This window comes from Microbacterium sp. STRO-1N (assembly GCF_057748015.1).
The window spans coordinates 65,084-84,003 of sequence record NZ_CM173234.1; the positions used below are offsets into that span (position 1 = coordinate 65,084).

Consider the following 18,920-nt stretch of genomic DNA (forward strand, 5'->3'; position numbering starts at 1 on the left):
GTGACCGACGCCTCCACGACCGCCCAGCGACTCGTGCGTCGTTTCGCCCGTGACACCAACCTGCTCATCGCCGGACGCACCTTCTCGGTCCCCGGTGCGGATGCCGTGTCGCACGAGCTTCGTCGGCTGCTCGCTGCGCTCGGTGCGCACCTCGGCGACAGCGGCGTGACCTTCGCGCCCGAGCAGGCACCCGAGATCCTTCTCGACGGCGAGCCACTCCCTGCCCGCGTCTCGGCCGCCGACCGCGTCGACTTCGCGGGTCGGCACATGCCCGTGGCGGCAGAGCTCGCGCGGGATCTGCAGCGGAACGGCACCGTCCGCGGCATCCGGATCGGCATCGCGATGGTGCTCGAACCCAAGACCGCGCAGCTCGCGCTCCTGCTGCGGGATGCCGGGGCCGACGTCGCCGTCTACGCGCACCCGGACGAGATCGACGTCACCGTCGCGGAGGTGCTCCGCGAGCGCGGCATCCCGGTCGACGGGGACCCGGCGCTGAGCGGTGCCGCGGAACGCGCAGCTGCCGTCGACTTCCTGCGACGCGGGTTCGACCTGCTGCTCGACGACGGCTCGCACCTCATCCGCCTCGCCCATGAGGAGGGCCTCGCGACCACGCTGCGCGGCGCCGCCGAGGAGACCACCAGTGGCCTCACCCCGCTGCGTCTGATGCAGCGGGACGGCATCCTCGGCATCCCCGTCATCGCCGTCAACGACGCCCCGATGAAGACATCCTTCGACAACCGGTACGGAACAGGGCAGTCGTGCGTCTTCGCCATCGCCGACGTGCTGGATGCCGCGGGCATCGGCATCCGCGACCAGCCGGCCGTCGTCGTGGGCTACGGCCCCGTCGGCGAAGGCGTCGCGGCCCACCTGCGGGCGCTCGGTGTGCAGGTCTCCGTCGCCGAGACCGACCCCGTGCGGGCGCTGCGTGCCGCGCACGACGGCTTCGGGATCGGAACCCTGGCGCAGCTCGCGCCCGACGCCCTCGTCGTCTCCGCCACCGGCGCTCCGCACACGATCGACGTCGACACGCTGCGCTCCGCCGCGATCGTCGCGGTGGCCGGCGGGGTCCCGGAAGAGGTCGACGTCGACCCCGCTTCTCTGCGACCGCACCGTGCGAGGCACCTGGACCGCGTCGACGACGGTGCCCTCCTGATCGCACGCGGAGGATGCGTCAACCTCGCCGCAGCCGAGGGGAACCCGATCGAGATCATGGACCTCTCCTTCGCCGTGCAGCTCGCCGCCGTCGAACAGCTGCTCGGTGCGACGTTCACACCGGGCGTGCATGTGTTCCCGGTCGAGGCCGACCAGCGGATCGCGCGCGCTGCGCTCGCCGTCCGGGGAACCGCCATCGACGAGCGCAGTCCGGCACAGGTCGCAGCACTCGCTCAGTGGCGATCGCCGCGCTACCTCGGAGCATCCGCATGACCGACGTCACCGTCTACTCCGCCGATCTCGTCGTGCCGATCACGGCGCCGGCGATCACCGACGGTGCCGTGGCGGTGCGCGACGGCCGCATCGTGCATGTCGGTGAGCGCTCCTGGGTGCTGCGCTCGCTCGCCGATCGCGGCATGACGGCATCCGAGATCCACTGGGCCGGCGTCCTCACACCCGGCCTCGTCAACGCGCACACGCACCTGCAGTACACCGGCATGGCCGAGGTCGGTCAGGGGCGCTACGACGGTTTCGAGGACTGGGTCCGCGCCTTCGATCCGGTCTACGAACGCGGTCGGGACTGGGCGGCGGATGCCGCAGCCGGCGCCGAGCAGGCGCTGCGCTTCGGCACTACGGCCGTGGCCGACGTCGTCACGGACAGCCCGGCCGCCTCGGCCCTGCACGATGCGCGGCTGCACGGCATCACCTACTGGGAGGTGATGAGCTGGACCAACGCCGACTGGGCGCGCACCGGCCGCACCCAGGTCGAGCACGCGCTGGATGCCCTGCCCATGCCGCCCGGAAGCGGACTGTCCCCGCATGCGCCGTACTCCCTCGACATCGAACCTCTCCTGGAGATCCCGGACATCGTTCGGGAGCGCGGCGGCCGCATCCACATCCATCTGGGCGAGGCCGCCTTCGAGAGCGAGTTCGCCCACGAGCACCCGCAGGCCTGGCACACCGCCGGTCTCGCCAGCTTCCAGGAGCTGCGCGACGCCGGCTTCGGAACCAGCGCGACAGAGTTCGTCGACCAGCTCGGCGTGCTCGGCCCCGACTGCCACATCGCGCACGGCGTCTACATGAGCGCGCGCGACCGCGCCATCCTGCGCGAACGCCGGACGACCGTCGCCCTCTGCCCGCGCTCGAACGCCGTGATCGGACTCGAGGAGCCGCCGATCGCCGCCTACCTCCGCGAGGGCAGCCCGATCGCCGTCGGAACGGACTCGCTGTCGTCGAGTCCGTCCCTCGACGTGCTCGCCGACGTCGCCGAACTCGCCAGGATCGCCCGCTCGCAGGGATACACCGACCGCGATCTGCACGCCCGCCTGCTCGGCGCCGCCACCCTCGGGGGCGCGCACGCCATGGGCATCGACGTCGGACCTGCGCGGACCGGCTACCTCGCGGTCGGCGCGCTCGCCGACCTCGCCTTCTTCGACATCCCGGCCGGAGAGGATGCCGTGGCAGAACTCGTCGAGTCGGGCGCCGGACGCGCCTGCGCCACCGTCGTCGCCGGTGAGGTGCGCTACGCCACCGACGCGTTCGACCGGTCGCCGGTCGTCGCACAGGAAGGAACCCGATGACCGGACAGCGCCCCGCCACGGCCGAGAGCCTCGACCTCGCCCCGCACCCCGAGGGCGGCTGGTTCCGCCGCACGTGGACCAGCCCGCTCGCCGTCGAGACGCCGAACGGTCCACGACCGGCAGGCACCTGCATCCACTACCTCCTCCAGCCGGACGAGGCGAGCGCCTGGCACGTGGTGACCAGCGACGAGCTGTGGCTCTGGCACGGACCGGGACGGCTCGAGCTGAGCCTCGGCGGTGACACGGCATCTCCCGCCCGGGCGACCACCGTCGTGCTCGGACCCGACGATGCCAAGCAGCAACTGGTGCCGGCTGGCGTGTGGCAGGCGGCCCGTCCGCTCGACGATCTCGAGGTGCTGGTGTCGTGCTTCGTGTCGCCGGGTTTCGACTTCGCGGATTGGCGACTCGCCGAGTCGCCTACGCTATAAGGCGAACCCGAATCTTCTTCCCTGGAGTCGCCGTGCCTCTCGCGCCCATCTTCCGTCGTGCCGCCATCGTCGCCGTCGGCGTCGCAGCCGCCGTCTCCCTCGTCGCCTGCGCCCCGGCATCCGAGTCCGCCGGTCAGGAGGGCACCTCTTCCGAAGGCCTGCAGACCGTCACCGAGGGCAAGCTCACCATCGCCACCGGCGAGCCGAACTACGAGCCCTGGTTCGTCGATGACGACCCCGCCAACGGCAAGGGCTTCGAAGCCGCTGTCGCCGCCGAGGTCGCCGATGAGCTCGGCTACTCCGCAGATGACATCGTCTGGGTGCGCACCACCTTCGACGGCGCGATCGCGCCGGGCCCCAAGGACTGGGACCTCAACATCCAGCAGTTCTCGATCACCGACGAGCGCAAGAACGCCGTCGACTTCTCGTCGCCGTACTACACGACTGCCCAGGCGGTCGTCGCGGTCGGATCCTCGCCGGCGGCATCGTCGACGACGATCGACGAGCTCAAGGAGGCCAAGGTCGGCGTCGCCAGCAGCACGACGAGCTACACGGTCGCGAAGGAGCAGCTCGGCGACGCGAACCTCAGCGTCTTCAACTCGGTCGACGATGTCGTGCTCGCGCTCAAGAGCAGTCAGATCGACGCCATGATCACCGACCTCCCCGGTGCGTTCTACGTCGTGGGCGCACAGCTGGACGACGGCGTCGTCACCGGACAGTTCGCGGATGCGGACGGCGGCGACGACTTCGGCATCGTGCTGCCCAAGGGCTCCGAGCTCACGGAGGACGTCACGGCTGCCGTCGACGCGCTGCGCGAGGACGGGACGCTGGACGAGCTGCAGCAGGAGTGGCTGAGCGACGCCGTCGACGTCCCCGTCCTGAAATGACGCAGAACGCCGTCGATGCGCCGTGGCAGCCGAGTGAACTCGAGCTGTCGCGCCGTCGGCTGCGTAAACGCGCGACGACGAAGTCGGTGCTGATCGCCTTCATCAGCAGCGTCGTCGTCGCCGTCGCGGTGGTCGTCGTCGTCGCGAACACCCCTGGCTGGGTGGCCGTCCGCGAGATGTTCTTCAACCCGAAGGTCGCGCTGGACAGCATCGGCCCGATCTTCCAGGGTCTCCTGGTCAACCTGCTCGTGCTGGTGATCGCCGCCGTCGGCGTGGCGATCTTCGGAACGCTGCTCGCCACCCTGCGGACGCTGCGGGGACCGGTGTTCTTCCCGGTGCGTGCGCTGGCTGCCGGCTACACCGACCTCTTCCGCGGCGTCCCGCTGCTGATCGTGCTGTACATCATCGGCTACGGCATCCCGGCGCTGATGATCTTCCCTCGTATGCCCCCGGCATTCTGGGGAACGATCGCGATCATCGTCACGTACTCCGCGTACGTGGCCGAGGTGCTGCGCGCCGGCATGGAGGCCGTGCACCCGTCGCAGCGCGTGGCCGCCCGGTCGCTGGGACTCAGCCACGCGCAGACCCTGCGGATCGTCGTCATCCCGCAGGGGATCCGCAAGGTCGTCCCGGCACTGATGAACGATTTCGTCTCGATGCAGAAGGACGTCGGGCTCATCTCGGTGCTCGGCGTGATCGATGCCGTGCGCGCGGCGCAGCTGCAGGTGGCCGACACCTACAATTACACCCCGTACGTCATAGCCGGCCTCTTCTTCATCATCCTGAGCTGGCCGATGATCCGGCTCACCGACGGACTCGCGGCACGACTGAACAAGCGCGAGCAGGCCGGAGGCGTCGTATGACCGTTCCCGTCATCGAGGCCCGCGGCGTGCGCAAGCGCTTCGGCGACCACGACGTCCTGCGCGGAGTCGACCTCGCGGTCGGCACGCACGAGGTCGTGGTCCTCATCGGCGCATCGGGCTCCGGAAAATCCACGCTGCTGAAGACGATGAACCTCATCGAGCGCGTCGACGACGGCCAGATCTTCCTCGCAGGTGAAGACATCACAGACCCGCGGGTGGATGCCGATGCCGCACGCGCGCGGATCGGCGTCGTCTTCCAGCACTTCAACCTCTTCCCGCACCTGACCGTGCTGGACAACGTCACCCTCGCCGCGCGCCGCGTCCATCGGATGCCGAAGTCGGAGGCCTTCGCCCGCGGGCGCGAGCTGCTCGAGACTCTCGGACTGGGCGACAAAGCCGGCGAGTACCCTGATCGTCTCTCGGGCGGTCAGCAGCAGCGCGTCGCCATCGTCCGCGCCATCCTGACCCGCCCCGAGGTGCTGCTGCTCGACGAGATCACGAGCGCCCTCGACCCGCAGCTGGTCGGCGAGGTGCTCGATCTCGTCCGCGAGCTCAAGCGACGCGGCACCACGATCGTGATGGCGACGCACGAGATGTCGTTCGCGCGCGAGGTCGCCGATCGCGTCGTGTTCCTCTCCGACGGCGAACTGATCGAGCAGGGGACGCCCGAGCAGATCTTCGACGCCCCGCAGCATCCGGCGACCGTGGAGTTCCTGGCGCGCGTGCAGCACTGACGCCGGGGGAGGCTCAGGGCCGCACGCGGACCGTGCGTCCTTCGAACGTCACCAGATCGCCGTCGTGCAACTGGCGCCCACGACGGCGATCGACCTCGCCGTTCACCGCGACGTAGCCGTCGATGATGACCTCTTTGGCGTTTCCGCCGGAGTCCAGGAGCCCGGCGAACTTGAGGAACTGTCCGAGGCGGATCATCTCTCCGCCGATGGGCACGTCTTCGATCGGGTCTGTAGCGGCCATTCTTGAATGCTAGAGGAGATCCTCGTCCAGCCCATCCTGGATCGTCGCGATGATCTCGGCGAGCACGCCGGTCCCCAGCAGACCGGGGCCGAGCGGTCCCGCGGTGTCCTCGCCGACGCGCGGCAGGCACCGAAGAGCCGCGCGCACATCATCGGTCATGGTCGAAAGCTGCCACTGGATCTCATGCGCCACGGTATCCGGATCATCGGGTGCGGCGAGCTCCGCCGCGCGCACGGCGTACGCGGCAGCCCCCAGCGCATGAGCGCCCATGTGCGCGACACCGGCCGCTTGCGCCGCGGCGCGGGTGGCGGCGACGGCGGCCGGCCCGTGCACGACCTTGGCGGCGCGACCAGCGACGAAGCGGCGCCGTATCTCGGCTGCGGCCGTGAGCTCTCCGCGGGCGAAGGCGCGGGCCCTGGCGATCGCATCACGCGGTCGTCCGTCGGTCGGCGCCTCGGTCTCGAAAAGCGGGAGTACGCGTTCGGCGCAGGCGGCCGCCCACGCGGCCACCGCACGCCTGTCCGGCTCGGCCAGGGTCTGTGGCGAACTCATGCGGTGCCCCGTCGCCGCGCCGCTCTGGCGCGCGCGGCCTCGTGCGCTTCATCGAGCATCAGGAGGACGGCATCCGCTGTGCGCACGCCGGGATTCACGACCGAGATCCACCCGGCGTCGCCGTACACGGGATGCAAGGCCAACACATCGGACTCGGCGGGGTCGGCATCCGGAGCGGCCAGCGAAGCCACCCGCCCCCGCCCTGCGTGGATGTTGACGCGGAAGCGGTCGGGCGCATCCAGGCGACTTGCCGTGTCGTCGGGGTAGTCCTTCGTGACGATCGTTCCGTAGGGCTGCGTGCGCTCGGGCATCACCCCATCGGGCGCGTAGTAGAAGAACGCGTCGCCCCAGGCCAGACGCGGATACGGCCCGTTCTCGTCGGGCTCGACGACGAGTGCACCCTTCAGAGAGCGGACGTGACTGATGATCTCGTGCATCTGCATGCTTCGATGATGCCCTTCATGTGCTTATGTGGAGTCCGACCCCGAAATCACGGGAGGATTCATGCCAAACCCTCAAGAGCCGACACTCACGACCGCTGAGGTCGGCCGAATCACCGGATATTCGACCCAGCAGATCCGCGATCTCGAACGGCTGGGCGCGATTCCCGTGGCCGAGCGTGGTGCGAACAACTACCGCCTCTATCGACCGGTGCACGTCGCTGCCGCACACGCGTATCGCTCGCTCGCGGCGGCGATCGGTCCCGTCCCGGCGCGGCGCATCATGCCGCGGTTGGTGACCGGGAGCCTCGACGACGCCGCCGAGCGCATCGACGGCCTCCATGCGGCACTCGACGCCGAGCGCGCGCGAGTGCGAAGCGCCCGCCGGGGGCTCGATGCGGTGCTCTCCGAGCCCGAGACGGACTTCGACGAGCGCGACGTCATGACCGTGGGCGAGCTGGCGCAGGCGCTGGGGGTGCGCGCGTCCGCGTTGCGGCACTGGGAGGACGCGGACCTCGTCGGACCGAGGCGCCATCAGCACACCGGTGCGCGGCAGTACGGCGATCGCAGTATCGCCGAGGCGAGGATCGTCGCCTCATTGCGGGAGGGCGGCTACCCGATCCCGCGGATCCGTCAGGTGCTCGTGCAGCTGCGCGAGCACGGCCTCACCGAGGCCGCCCGAGAGCTCCTCGACGAACGGCTCGCCGCGCTCACCGCGCGGAGTCTCAGCCTGCTCGCCGCCGCGAGCGACCTGCATGCGCTCCTCACCGCTCGATCCGCGTGATGGGCTGAGCGAGAACGGGTTCCGCGCGGCATCCGACCGGCCTAGGCTCCTGCGTGAAGACCGAAGGAGATGACGATGCAGACCCTGACGATCGACTTCATCTGCTCCCTGGACGGGTACGGCGCCGCCGAGGGATGGCCCGGATTCTGGGGCATGGAGGGACCCGAATACCTCGCGTGGCTCGAGAGCTCCCCCGAGAAGGACGACCCGCTTCTCATGGGGGCGACGACCTACCGGCTGATGTCCGAGTTGGCCTCGGGCGGCGAACCCGGAACGGACATGCTCGACGGCATCCAGAAGTTCGTCTTCTCGTCCTCTCTGGCTGAGCCGCTGGCATGGGCGAACACGACGCTGGTCCCCACGGATGCCGTGGAGTACGTCCGCCGACTCAAGACGGAATCGGAGCGACCGCTGCGCACCCTCGGCAGCGTGGCGCTCTGCCGGTCGCTGCTCACCGCCGGACTCGTCGATCGCTACCGCGTCGGCGTGTTCCCCGTCATCACCGGTGCGACCGGTCGCGATCGCATCTTCGACGGATACCCCGATGTCCGACTCGACCTCGTCGAGGCACGCACCTTCGATCGGCGCATCCAGCTGCTCGAGTACGTGCCGACGGTGCTCCAGAGTCCGCCGCTCGGCTGAGTCTCAGCCGTCCGCGGCATCCGTGCGGTGGACCGTCGGATCCGGCAGGATCGTCTCGATCTGCGGTTTCGCGCTCGCCTGCGCGCGGCACCAGACCACGAATCCGACTGCCGTGAACGCGCCGTAGAAGACGTACATGAATCCGGTCGCGTAGTAGCCCGAGCTGAACAGCAGCGGCACGCCGACGACGTCGACGGCGATCCAGATCAGCCAGAACTCCGTCCAGCCCTTCGCCATGCCGTAGGTCGCCAGGAGCGAACCGACGAAGGTCCAGGCATCCGCCCAGACCGGCTCCCAGGAGCCGAGCGCCCGGAAGAGCGGGGTGAGCGCAATGGTCCCGACCACGAGGACGACGACGAGTCCGACGCGCTCGCCGGTGGAGGCCCAGCGCGGCGTCACCTGCCCGCCTTCGTCCGCTGCACGGCGCCAGCGGATCCAGCCGTATATCGCGACCGCGATGAACATGATCTGCCGACCGGCCTGGCCGAGCAGCGCCGGCAGCGAGTGGGCCGGATCGAGGATCGACGCGAGGAAGACGGTGAGCAGGAGCAGGTTGCCGACGATGCCGACCGGCCACGCCCAGACCTTGCGGCGCATCCCGCCGAGCGCGCTGGCGAGGCCGAACGCGTTGCCGATCACCTCTCGGATGAGCAGCGTCTGCCCGCCGGGCAGCACCCACTGCGACGAGAAGACGTCGACGAGCCAGCGCAGGAATTCCATCGCCTCAAGTCTCTCAGGGCGGAACGCGTCTATCCGTGCGCCGGCGGGGCTACGGAATCCCGCACCAGCAGCTGCGGATCGAGCACGATGCGTCGCGGATCGCGTCGACCGTCGAGCTGGTCCATCAGCAGCTCGACGGCTGCTCGCGCCTTCTCGGCGATGTCCTGGCGTACGGTGCTCAGCGACGGCGTGACCATCTCCGCGATTGGCAGGTCGTCGAAGCCGACCAGGGAGAAATCCTCCGGCACCCGGATGCCGCGACGCGCGAACGCCTTGATCAGCCCGATCGCGAGGATGTCGGCGGTGACGACCGCTGCGGTGAAGCGCGGCGTGCGTCCGAGCAGGTCCTCTGCGGCGGCATCCGCATCCGCGAAGGTGAGATTCGCGATCACCCGCTGAGGATCCGCGGACATGCCCTCCTCGGCGAGAGCCCGTGCGAACCCGGTGAAGCGCGCATTGATGACGCCAGCGCTCGAGGCGCCGGGGCCGACGAAGGCGATCTCGCGGTGGCCGGCATCGAGAAGGTGACGCGTCGCCGCGTAGCTGCCCTGCGCGTCGTCGATCCCGACAGTCGCGACCTCGGCATCCGTATAGGCGTCGATGAAGACCATCGGCACATCCTGGTGAAGACGCAGCTGCTCGACCTCGTCCGCCAGCACGCCGAGGAACACGGCGCCGTCGACGTTCCAGGACCGCAGCCGGCGGGCGGTGTCGGCGGCATCCGTCGCGGCGTGGATCATCAGGTGCTTGCCTGCGGCGCTGACATGGCGCTCGATCTCGCCGAGCAGCATCGCGTCGTGCGGGTTCGACAGCCCGAGGTCACCCTCCGCCGCGGCGTAGTACACGAGCGAGACGATCTCGCTGCGGGCGGCCGACAGCGAGCGGGCGGCGGCGCTGGGCTGATAGTTCAGTTCGGCGGCGGCCTCGAGCACCCGCGTCCTGGTCGCCGCCGACACGCGGCCGTCCCGCGCGTTGAGCACGTTGGAGACGGTCATCTTCGACACTCCGCACACACGCGCGATGTCTGCGATCGTCACCATGTCGTCGTCCCCTCGTCTCCACACATCATGCCGCCTCTTGACGGAACGCGCCTCGCTGTTGCATCATAGTTTACCGGTACACGTATACCGGTAAACCAGACAAAGGAGTCTCCATGTTCCGAGCAAGCAGGCGAGTCAGCCGCGCTGCGGCGATCGGCGCAGCCGCGGCGTTCGCCGTGTCGTTGACGGCGTGCACGAGTGATGCCGGCGGTGTCGAGGACACCGAAGCAGACAAGGGTCTGCCCGTCGCCGGCGTCAATCTGACATACGACCCCAACACGCTGGTCAACGACGGCAAGCCCATCGAGCTGGAGTGGTGGGCCTGGAGCAACATCGAGCAGTTCCAGGCCATCGCCGACGCCTACAGCGAGATCCACCCGAACGTCACGATCAAGGTCGTGAACCAGCCGTGGGAGGACTACTGGACCAAGCTCCCGCTCGAGCTGCAGTCCGACGGGGGACCGGCGATCTTCAACGTCCACAACTCCCAGCACGACAACCTCATCTCCAAGATGGAGCCGTACGACATCGACGCGGCCGACCTCGACGCCGACTACACCGGTGCGGCTGCCCACGTCATCGACGGCGAGACGTACTACGTCGACCTCGGCCTCATGAGTGGATCGATCTACTACAACACCGACATGTGGGCGGCCGCGGGGCTCACCGACGCCGACATCCCGACCACGTGGGACGAGTTCCGCGAGGTCGCGAAGAAACTCACCATCCGCGAGGGCGACGAGCTGCGCCAGGCCGGCTTCAACTTCAACGGCGGCGGCCAGGCGATGCAGATGGGCATGGCCTACCAGCTCGGACAGAACCTGTTCGCGGAGGACGGCAGCACCCCCACCGTCGACAACGAGGCAAACCTCGAGGTCATCAACCGCTTCCTGGACATCTACGCCGACGGCTCGGGCGACGCGAACTTCGGCGCCTCGGGAACCGAGAGCTTCGGTCAGGGCCTGTCGGCCATGACCTACGCGTGGGGCTGGTTCTCAGGCACGCTGCGCAACGACTACCCGGACCTCAAGTGGAGCGCGTTCCAGACGCCGGTGCCGGATGCCGGGGAGACCCCGTACGCGTTCGACCGCTACAACGGCGAGTCGACGTTCGGCATCAACGCGAACGGAACGGATGCCGAGAAGGAGGTGGCCCAGGACTTCCTGCGCTACTACCTGACGGATGAGGAGTCGATGAAGGAGCTCGCCCTGAGCTTCAGCATCTTCCCGGCGTACAAGCCGATCGCCGAGGACCCGGCCTTCGCGGACGACCCCGCGCTCGCCGCGTTCGGCGACATCGAGCGCTACATCTGGCCCGGCCCCATCCCGGCGACCTTCGAGACCTCGACGGCCACCATGTGGGAGGAGATCCTCTTCAACGGAGTGGCTCCTGAGGACGCGCTGGCGGCCGCGCAGCAGACGATCGAGAAGGACCTCGACGGCACGGACTTCACGGCCGCCGAGAGTCTGTACGCGTTCTACTCCGCCGACTGAGCATGGTGACCGACACCACGCGACGGATCAGGAAACCGGCGAGCGAGCTGTGGCTGCGCAACATCACGGTCGGGACCGTGATGGCCTCCATCCTCGTGCTGCTGCTGATCCCGATCGGCATCGCCTTCGTCGGCAGCTTCCACGACTGGAATCCGCTCAACGGCACCTTCGACTTCACCGGGATCGACAACTACGCCGAGTTGTTCGCGGACGCCACGTTCTGGCGGGCGTCCGCGAACACCCTGGTCTTCGGCATCCTGGCCATCGCTGGCCGCGTGGTGCTGGGTTTGGCCATCGCGTACGCGCTGTTCTCGAAGCTCAGCCGGTGGCGGACCTTCTTCCGCACGATCTTCTACCTGCCGACTGTGATGCCGCTGGTCGCGGTCGCCTTTCTGTGGAAGCTCATGTACAACCCGCAGTTCGGCGCGATCAACACCCTGTTCGGGCTCGACATCAACTGGCTGTTCGACCCGCGCTACTCCCTGCTCGCGATCGTGATCATGACGATCTGGAAGGACTTCGGATTCGCCGTGATCCTCTTCCTCGCCGGTCTCTACGCGATTCCGGAGGACGTGCTGGAGGCGGCATCCGTCGACGGCGCGAACGCATGGCGCCGGTTCTGGCACGTCATCCTGCCGCTGCTGCGCCCCATGCTCTTCTTCATCGTGATCACGTCGATGATCGGGTACCTGCAGGCGTTCGTGCAGGTGCTCGTGATGACCAACGGCGGGCCGGGGACGTCGACGCAGCTGATCTCGTTCATGATCTACGACCAGGCGTTCGTGAAGTACGACTTCGGCTACGCCTCCGCGATCGCGTTCGTGCTGCTCATCATCACGGCTGTGCTCACCGCGGCGTCGTGGCGGATGAACCAGTCCGCGCTCGACGCCCCGCGGCGTCGGCGCCGGGCGAAGAGCTCCGAGGGGAGGGCGTCATGAGACTGCGCGTCTTCGCGTTGAACGCGACGCTGCTGGTCGTCGGCCTGGTCATCGTGCTGCCGTTCTTCTGGATGATCCTGTCGGCCTTCAAATCCAACGCGGAGATCGTCGGGTTCGATCAGACGTTCCTGCCGAAGGAGTGGACGATCGAGAACTTCATCTCGATCCAGACGAAGCTCGACTTCTTCCGGCTGTTCTTCAACAGCGTGTTCCTGTCCGTCACGATCACGGCGCTGTCGGTCTACACCAGTCTGGTGGGCGGCTTCGTGTTCTCGAAGTACCGCTTCCGTGGACGAGGCCCGCTGTTCGCCGTGATCCTGTCGACCATGATGGTGACCTGGGCAGTGGTCATCATCCCGCGATACACGATGTTCCGCGACGCCGGCCTGGCCGACACCTACGCGTCCATCATCATCCCGGCGGTGATCAGCGCGTTCGGCATCTTCATGATGCGACAGAGCATGGATGCCGTGCCGGACGAGATCCTCGAAGCTGCCCGCATCGACGGCGCATCCGAGTGGTTCATCTTCCATCGCGTCGTCGCGCCCATGAGCGTCAATGCGATCTCGGCGCTGTCGATCTTCGTGTTCCTCTGGGTCTGGGAGGACTACCTCTGGCCGTACCTCATGATCTCGTCCGAGGAGAAGCAGGTCCTCGCGGTCGGCCTCACCACGTTCAACGGGCAGTACAGCACCGACTACGGCGGGCTGTTCGCCGCCACGACACTGGCGATCGTGCCGGTGATGATCGTCTACATCGTGTTCCAGCGCCGGTTCATCGCCGGCGCCGCGAGCGCAGCACTGAAGGGCTGAGGATGCCGGAGCACACGAAGATCTCGCTGTCGGACGGAGCGCCGGCGCCGGCCGCTGACGATGCGACCGTCACCGGACCCGGCTACCGGATCTCCGTCCTGACGGACCGTCTGATCCGCGTCGAGTGGGACTCGGAGGAGCGGTTCGTCGACGAGAAGACACAGCAGGTGATGAACCGCAGGTTTCCGGTACCGGCGTTCCGGGTCGCGCGCACCGAGCACGGCATCGAGATCACCACCGACAGCCTTCGCCTGCGCTACGACGAGCGGATGCCCAGCACGGCCGGGCTCTCGATCACCCTGCTGGCGGGAGCGACCGACGTGCACTACACGACGTGGCGGCCGGGACAGGTGTATCCGCAGACCCTGCCGCTGCGCGGCAACCTCGGGAGCACGGTGCGAACACTCGACGAGATCGACGGGGCGATCGAGGTCCCGCCGGGGATCCTGTCGACCTTCGGCTTCGGCGTGCTCGACGATTCCGGCTCGCTGCTTCTCGGCGAGGACGGATGGATCCGTCCGCGCGACAGCACGGGTCAGGACTTCTACTTCTTCGGATACGGCCGCGACCACACCGCGGCTCTGCGAGCCTTCCATGAGCTCACGGGTCCCATCCCCCTCGTGCCGCGGTTCGCGCTGGGCAACTGGTGGAGCAGATACTGGGCGTACGACGAGACCGCGTACCTCGCGCTGATGACGCGGTTCCACGACGACGGCATCCCGCTGTCCGTCGCCGTGATCGACATGGACTGGCACGTCGTGGACGTCGATCCGGCGATCGGGACCGGCTGGACCGGGTACACCTGGAACAGCGAGTTGTTCCCGGATCCGGAGCGGTTCCTCGCAGAACTGCACGACCGAGGGCTCGCGGTCACGCTCAATCTGCATCCCGCCGACGGGATCCGTCGCCACGAGTCGTCGTACGCCGCGGTCGCCGAGACGATGGGGATCGACCCGGCGACGGGAATCCCGATCGACTTCGACGTGTCCTCCCGACGGTTCATGGACGCCTATCAGGAGCACGTGCTCGGGCCGCTCGAGGATCAGGGCGTCGACTTCTGGTGGATCGACTGGCAGTCCGGCGAGCATTCGCACCTTCCCGGCCTGGATCCGCTCTGGATGCTGAACCACACGCACTTCCACGCCTCGGCCCGGCACGGACGCCGGCCGCTGACGTTCTCGCGCTACACCGAGCGCGGCGGACACCGATATCCCGTGGGGTTCTCGGGCGACACGATCGTCAGCTGGGCGTCGCTCGCGTTCCAGCCGGCGTTCACCGCGACAGCCGCGAACGCGGGATACACGTGGTGGAGCCACGACATCGGCGGGCACATGCACGGCGTCCATGACGTCGAACTCGCCGTCCGCTGGCTGCAGTTCGGCGTGCTGTCGCCGATCAACAGGCTGCACTCGTCGACCAATCCGTTCAGCTCGAAGGAGCCGTGGGCGTACGGAGAGCCGGCCGCGACGATCATGCGCCGGTATCTGCGACTGCGGCACCGGCTGATCCCGATGCTCTACACCGCGGCGTGGGCGGCCCACCGCGACCATGTGAGCGTCGTGCGTCCGCTGTATCACGATGCTCCGCGCGCGGACGGTGCGTACCGGCATCCCGACCAGTACCTGCTCGGCGAGCACCTCATGGTGGTGCCGATCACGGCGCCGCGCGAGACGTCCGCGCTGCTCGCGACGGCGAGGGCGTGGCTGCCCGAAGGCGAGTGGGTCGACCTCATCACAGGACTGCGCTATCGCGGCTCGCGCGAGGTGCTGCTGACGCGCTCGCTCGAGGAGTATCCGGTGCTCGCGCGCTCCGGTGCCGTCGTCCCCCTCGATGCGGACCCCATGTCTCATGCGGCCGACGCGCCGGAGCACATGGAGCTTCTGGCGATCCCCGGAACCGCCGCCTCGACTCTCGTGGAGGACGACGGCTCGGCCGATCCGGCGCCGGGGATCGTGACGTTCGCGCAGACGATCGAGGTGCGTGCGGACGGGCGTGCGGACATCACGCTGGTGGCGACGCACTCCGGCGCCCTCCTGCGTGCTCGGCGGATATCCGTGCGGATCCCCGGCGTCGCAGGCGCCGAGTCCGTGTCGCTCCAGGACGGGCGGGGGCTGCCCTCTCGGGTGCTGCCTGCCGACCCGGAGGCGCTCGCACCGGCGGCCCTCGGCGTCGACCTCGGGGACGTCGCGCTCGACGGCGGCTTCACGCTGCGCATCCTCGGCGCGGAGCGGTCGGCGCCGTTCGATCCGGAGCGGGTCTTCGCGCAGCTGCAGCACGCCGGGATCGGCTACGAGACCAAGCGACTCGCCTGGAGGGCCATCACGGAGCATGCAGCGACGGACGCCATCGCGGCGATGGACCTGCCCGCGGAGCTCCGAGATGCGCTGACAGAACAGCTCGCTGCGGTCACCGCCTGGTGACTCGACAACATTGTTCCTTAGTCTTGATACAAGTTGTGATATACATATGACACAACTTTGATCGGAGGCACTCATGCCGGACTCGACCGCATTCGGTCCGCTGGACCTGGTCGCAGCGGCGTTCTCGACACCGCTGTTCTCGCTGCTGCTCGCAGGGCTCCTCGCCGCCGGCATCCTGATCATCCTGACGCGACCTCGTGACGACGCGGCGCCGACCGACCTGTCGGACGACGTGCGCCAGTCGCTGCGGCGGAGGTACCTGCCGGTGCGGCGAACACTGTCGATCGCCGCACTCGCCGTGATCGTCCTGTTCGTGGGCGAGCACGTGCTCAGCGGATATGTGCTCGATCTCGTCGACGCCGTCGCCTGGTGGCGGTACGCCACCCCGCTGCTGGTGGCGGCCCTCGGGCTCGGTGTCCTGCTCGCTCTCGTCCTCACTCGCGGCACGGCGCTGTCCGAGATCCCGGTTCCGCCTGTGGCCCGACGCACATGGCGCAGCTTCGGTCCGAAACTGGGGATCATCGGCACCGGCATCCTGTTCCTGATCCTGCTCGCGACGACCCTTCTCGCGGGACTGGCGTCGACGCCGAACAGCCGTGGCTGGTACGTGTGGCTGGAGATCCCGATCGCGAACGAGCCGGAGGTCGATTCGCTGCGACCGTGGTTCTACGGGTGGACCTACGGCGTGCCGGTGCTGCTGTGCCTGGCTGCGCTGGTGGCGGTCGCCTGGGCGGCGCTGCACGCCAACGCCGCACGTCCGTATCTCCGTCCGGAGGCCGTCGTCGCGGAGCGCGAAGGGCGCCGGGGAGTCGCCTCGGGGATCGTCGGGGTCGCCTCGGCAGGGATGCTGCTCGCCCTCGCCGGCGCATGGCGGCTGATCGCGCGCGCCGGTACCATCACGGGCGTCGTCATCGAGGGGCAGAACGGTGGCGCCTATGAAGCAACATGGCGATACGCCGAGTTGGCGGTGCTTCTCGGATGGCTCGCGCCGCTTCTCGAGATCGCGGCCTTCGTGGTCCTCCTGCTTGTCGTCGCCCGAGTTCCCCGATTCGCCCTCTCCGGCGCTCCGGCGATGCGGGCGCTCGGGGTCGAGGCGATCCGATGACCGTCCAGCCTCTCGCGTCGACGTCAGACGAGGCGAGTCCGACGATCGCGATCTATCGCCAGCTCCGCGGGCTCATCCTCTCGGGGCAGCTCGGTGCTGACGAGCGCCTGCCGACGGTGCGGCAGACCGCCGCCGACCTCGGCGTCGCTCCTGGGACCGCGGCCAAGGCGTACAAGATGCTCGAGCAGGACGGCCTCGTGGTGAGTCGAACGGCCGCGGGGACCCGCGTCGCCCCCTCGGCGGCGGTGCTTCCCGGCTCGGTGATCCGCCGGATCCGCGAGCTGGTGGACGAGGCAGGTGCGACCGGCGCGGATCGCGACGATGTCCTCAACGTGCTGCGCGTGGTCTGGCAGGCGGAGGCCGGGGGAGCGACTCCGTAAGCTGGAGCCATGACGAAGAACACGATCTGGACCATTCTCGGTGTCATCGTCGCCGTGGTGATCGCCTGGTGGCTGGTCGGTCTGCTGTTCTCCGTGCTGTGGTTCATCGCGAAGCTGGCGATCGTCGCCGTCGTCGCGCTGGTCGTGTTCCTCGTGCTGCGCAACGTCTTCAGCGCGAGCGACGACTGATCATCGCGAGCGTGCGATCTGCGCCCGTAGCAGCGCGATCAGGGACGGCACCGCCGCGCCGAAGACCAGAGCCAGGCCGACGCCCAGCAGTGTCTCGATGGTCCGTTCCACGAAGCGGGCGCCCGGTGATGCCGTGGACGTCGACAGGATCAGGGTGAGCACCACCAGGGTGGTGAAGGCCGGTGCGACGTACCAGCGGCTCTCCTGCATGGCGCTCATGGCGCCGATCGCGAGGGCGATCAGGAGCCCGATCAGCGCCCCGCCCGGTTCGAACAAGGCGAAGACAAGCGCAGCCGCTGCGCCGAGGAAGACCGACGCGGCGCGTCCGACGCTGCGCAGGATGACCTGGCCGCGCGCCGGCCGCATGACGAGCAGGACGGTCCCGGTCGCCCACCCGACGTGCTCGAGGTCGAGGACGTACCCGATGGATGCCGCGATGGCGCTCGCCAGACCGAGCAGGATGCCGTAGCCGATGAGATCGGCGCCCCGCGTCGTCGGAGGCGTCGGCGGCAGATGCTCATCGCGCTCCGGCCACAGCAGTGAGACCAGCCAGGCGTACACGGACCCCGCGACGATGCACGCCGCCATCACCCAGGTCGTGGACAGCTCGGGGAAGCTCAATCCCATGCCCACCAGCGGCAGCACCAGCGCGAGCATCAGCTGCCCGAGGCGGCCCCACCGCGTACTGAGGCTGGCGGCGACCGAAAGGATGAAGAGCGACACGACGGCGATCGCGGGGACGCGGGTCAGCGTCGAACCCAGTAGAAGACCCAGGGCGCTGAGCACTCCGACGATCGGGAGGATCGCGCGTCGGCTGCGCCGGGCCGGCAGACCGAACGCGGCAGCCGGCAGGACGCCGATGGCCAGGGCGAGTCCCGCGGTCGGCGAGAGCGGAGCCACGAGGATGCCGGGGAGCGCGAACACCACACCGAGCGTGAAGCGCGACCACTGCCACGTCAGTCCTGCGGGCACCTGCATGACACCCGTTATACACGGAGACGACCGTGGACGCGGACCCCGTGGGAACGATAGCGTTCTCAGCATCCGCACAGTTTCCGCGGGGGAGCACAACCGAAAGGTTCATCATGAACTTCTGGACATCGTTCTGGGACATCATCTGGTGGTTCGTCTGGGCATTCGCCTTCATCGCCTACCTGTTCGCGCTGTTCGCCATCATCGGCGACCTCTTCCGCGACAGGAAGCTGAACGGCTGGCTGAAGGCGATCTGGGTGCTCTTCCTGATCTTCGTGCCGTTCCTCACCGCGCTGGTCTACCTGATCGCGCGCGGCAAGGGCATGGCAGAGCGCAGTGCCGTCGAGGCGCAGCAGGTCAGGCAAGCCACCGATTCGTACATCCAGCAGGTCGCGGGCTCGAGCCCGTCCGAGGAGATCGCCAAGGCGAAGGCGCTGCTGGACTCCGGCGCCATCACGGCAGAGGACTTCGCGCAGCTCAAGGCCAAGGCGCTCAGCTGATCCGCTGAACTCCATGGCAAGGGGGACGATCCGACTCGGATCGTCCCC

Annotated in this window: 22 protein-coding genes; 16 read left to right on the forward strand and 6 right to left on the reverse strand. The window is 68.5% G+C overall.

Features of this window, described 5'->3' with window-relative positions:
- Genes AC3ANJ_RS00325 through AC3ANJ_RS00350 form a run of 6 tightly spaced genes read left to right on the forward strand, consistent with a single transcriptional unit; the run spans nucleotide 1 to nucleotide 5,644 of the window.
- The gene (locus tag AC3ANJ_RS00325; protein WP_488317689.1) at nucleotides 1-1,425 is read left to right on the forward strand and encodes an adenosylhomocysteinase; all 1,425 of its coding nucleotides are present in this window, start codon (nucleotides 1-3) and stop codon (nucleotides 1,423-1,425) included.
- Nucleotides 1,422-2,732, forward strand: a complete 1,311-nt coding sequence (locus AC3ANJ_RS00330) for an amidohydrolase family protein (RefSeq protein ID WP_488317690.1) — start codon at nucleotides 1,422-1,424, stop codon at nucleotides 2,730-2,732. The genes AC3ANJ_RS00325 and AC3ANJ_RS00330 overlap by 4 nt, the downstream gene beginning before the upstream one ends.
- Nucleotides 2,729-3,160: a cupin domain-containing protein gene (locus AC3ANJ_RS00335; RefSeq protein ID WP_488317691.1), complete on the forward strand. Its 432-nt coding sequence runs from the start codon at nucleotides 2,729-2,731 to the stop codon at nucleotides 3,158-3,160. The genes AC3ANJ_RS00330 and AC3ANJ_RS00335 overlap by 4 nt, the downstream gene beginning before the upstream one ends.
- A gap of 32 nt (nucleotides 3,161-3,192) precedes the next feature.
- On the forward strand, nucleotides 3,193-4,047 hold the full coding sequence (locus AC3ANJ_RS00340; RefSeq protein WP_488317692.1) for an ABC transporter substrate-binding protein: 855 nt from the start codon (nucleotides 3,193-3,195) through the stop codon (nucleotides 4,045-4,047).
- Nucleotides 4,044-4,910, forward strand: a complete 867-nt coding sequence (locus AC3ANJ_RS00345; protein ID WP_488317693.1) for an amino acid ABC transporter permease — start codon at nucleotides 4,044-4,046, stop codon at nucleotides 4,908-4,910. Before AC3ANJ_RS00340 ends, AC3ANJ_RS00345 begins: the two co-directional genes overlap by 4 nt.
- On the forward strand, nucleotides 4,907-5,644 hold the full coding sequence (locus tag AC3ANJ_RS00350) for an amino acid ABC transporter ATP-binding protein (protein ID WP_488317694.1): 738 nt from the start codon (nucleotides 4,907-4,909) through the stop codon (nucleotides 5,642-5,644). Before AC3ANJ_RS00345 ends, AC3ANJ_RS00350 begins: the two co-directional genes overlap by 4 nt.
- A gap of 13 nt (nucleotides 5,645-5,657) precedes the next feature.
- On the opposite strand, the gene AC3ANJ_RS00355 is transcribed toward AC3ANJ_RS00350, so the two are convergent.
- From AC3ANJ_RS00355 to AC3ANJ_RS00365, 3 genes are read right to left on the reverse strand one after another with little or no spacing between them, the layout of a single operon-like run.
- Nucleotides 5,658-5,885 (reverse strand): RNA-binding S4 domain-containing protein, encoded by a 228-nt coding sequence (locus AC3ANJ_RS00355; RefSeq protein WP_488317695.1) that lies wholly within the window; start codon nucleotides 5,883-5,885, stop codon nucleotides 5,658-5,660.
- Nucleotides 5,886-5,894: 9 nt separating this feature from the next.
- Nucleotides 5,895-6,437, reverse strand: a complete 543-nt coding sequence (locus tag AC3ANJ_RS00360) for a putative immunity protein (protein ID WP_488317696.1) — start codon at nucleotides 6,435-6,437, stop codon at nucleotides 5,895-5,897.
- A complete protein-coding gene (locus tag AC3ANJ_RS00365; RefSeq protein ID WP_488317697.1) occupies nucleotides 6,434-6,880 on the reverse strand; it encodes a DUF6194 family protein in 447 nt (148 codons plus the stop codon). The genes AC3ANJ_RS00360 and AC3ANJ_RS00365 overlap by 4 nt, the downstream gene beginning before the upstream one ends.
- Nucleotides 6,881-6,941: 61 nt before the next feature.
- Between AC3ANJ_RS00365 and AC3ANJ_RS00370 the strand changes: the two genes are divergently transcribed.
- Both AC3ANJ_RS00370 and AC3ANJ_RS00375 read left to right on the forward strand, forming a co-directional pair.
- Nucleotides 6,942-7,661 (forward strand): MerR family transcriptional regulator, encoded by a 720-nt coding sequence (locus AC3ANJ_RS00370; protein ID WP_488317698.1) that lies wholly within the window; start codon nucleotides 6,942-6,944, stop codon nucleotides 7,659-7,661.
- A 75-nt stretch (nucleotides 7,662-7,736) separates the two neighbouring features.
- A complete protein-coding gene (locus AC3ANJ_RS00375) occupies nucleotides 7,737-8,303 on the forward strand; it encodes a dihydrofolate reductase family protein (RefSeq protein WP_488317699.1) in 567 nt (188 codons plus the stop codon).
- Between the two features lie 3 nt (nucleotides 8,304-8,306).
- Here the strand turns inward: AC3ANJ_RS00375 and pnuC are convergent, their stop codons facing one another.
- Complete coding sequence (pnuC, locus tag AC3ANJ_RS00380; protein WP_488317700.1) at nucleotides 8,307-9,023, reverse strand: nicotinamide riboside transporter PnuC; 717 nt, start codon at nucleotides 9,021-9,023, stop codon at nucleotides 8,307-8,309.
- A 29-nt stretch (nucleotides 9,024-9,052) separates the two neighbouring features.
- Nucleotides 9,053-10,063 carry a LacI family DNA-binding transcriptional regulator gene (locus AC3ANJ_RS00385; RefSeq protein WP_488317701.1) on the reverse strand — a complete coding sequence of 337 codons (1,011 nt, stop codon included), beginning with the start codon at nucleotides 10,061-10,063 and terminating at the stop codon, nucleotides 9,053-9,055.
- 113 nt (nucleotides 10,064-10,176) lie between these two features.
- Between AC3ANJ_RS00385 and AC3ANJ_RS00390 the strand changes: the two genes are divergently transcribed.
- The 7 genes from AC3ANJ_RS00390 to AC3ANJ_RS00420 all read left to right on the forward strand — a co-directional run bounded on the left by AC3ANJ_RS00390 (nucleotide 10,177) and on the right by AC3ANJ_RS00420 (nucleotide 17,400).
- On the forward strand, nucleotides 10,177-11,556 hold the full coding sequence (locus AC3ANJ_RS00390) for an extracellular solute-binding protein (protein ID WP_488317702.1): 1,380 nt from the start codon (nucleotides 10,177-10,179) through the stop codon (nucleotides 11,554-11,556).
- 5 nt (nucleotides 11,557-11,561) lie between these two features.
- Nucleotides 11,562-12,494, forward strand: coding sequence for a carbohydrate ABC transporter permease (locus AC3ANJ_RS00395; protein WP_488317703.1), 933 nt, complete (start codon nucleotides 11,562-11,564; stop codon nucleotides 12,492-12,494).
- Nucleotides 12,491-13,306, forward strand: coding sequence for a carbohydrate ABC transporter permease (locus AC3ANJ_RS00400; protein ID WP_488317704.1), 816 nt, complete (start codon nucleotides 12,491-12,493; stop codon nucleotides 13,304-13,306). Before AC3ANJ_RS00395 ends, AC3ANJ_RS00400 begins: the two co-directional genes overlap by 4 nt.
- Before the next feature lie 2 nt (nucleotides 13,307-13,308).
- Complete coding sequence (locus tag AC3ANJ_RS00405; RefSeq protein WP_488317705.1) at nucleotides 13,309-15,726, forward strand: glycoside hydrolase family 31 protein; 2,418 nt, start codon at nucleotides 13,309-13,311, stop codon at nucleotides 15,724-15,726.
- 73 nt (nucleotides 15,727-15,799) lie between these two features.
- Nucleotides 15,800-16,831: a hypothetical protein gene (locus tag AC3ANJ_RS00410; protein WP_488317706.1), complete on the forward strand. Its 1,032-nt coding sequence runs from the start codon at nucleotides 15,800-15,802 to the stop codon at nucleotides 16,829-16,831.
- Nucleotides 16,828-17,211 (forward strand): GntR family transcriptional regulator, encoded by a 384-nt coding sequence (locus AC3ANJ_RS00415; protein WP_488317707.1) that lies wholly within the window; start codon nucleotides 16,828-16,830, stop codon nucleotides 17,209-17,211. The genes AC3ANJ_RS00410 and AC3ANJ_RS00415 overlap by 4 nt, the downstream gene beginning before the upstream one ends.
- Before the next feature lie 9 nt (nucleotides 17,212-17,220).
- Nucleotides 17,221-17,400, forward strand: coding sequence for a hypothetical protein (locus AC3ANJ_RS00420; RefSeq protein WP_488317708.1), 180 nt, complete (start codon nucleotides 17,221-17,223; stop codon nucleotides 17,398-17,400).
- On the opposite strand, the gene AC3ANJ_RS00425 is transcribed toward AC3ANJ_RS00420, so the two are convergent.
- Nucleotides 17,401-18,378: an FUSC family protein gene (locus AC3ANJ_RS00425; protein WP_488317709.1), complete on the reverse strand. Its 978-nt coding sequence runs from the start codon at nucleotides 18,376-18,378 to the stop codon at nucleotides 17,401-17,403.
- 107 nt (nucleotides 18,379-18,485) lie between these two features.
- Between AC3ANJ_RS00425 and AC3ANJ_RS00430 the strand changes: the two genes are divergently transcribed.
- Nucleotides 18,486-18,872, forward strand: coding sequence for an SHOCT domain-containing protein (locus AC3ANJ_RS00430; RefSeq protein ID WP_488317710.1), 387 nt, complete (start codon nucleotides 18,486-18,488; stop codon nucleotides 18,870-18,872).
- The last annotated feature ends 48 nt before the right edge of the window (nucleotides 18,873-18,920 follow it).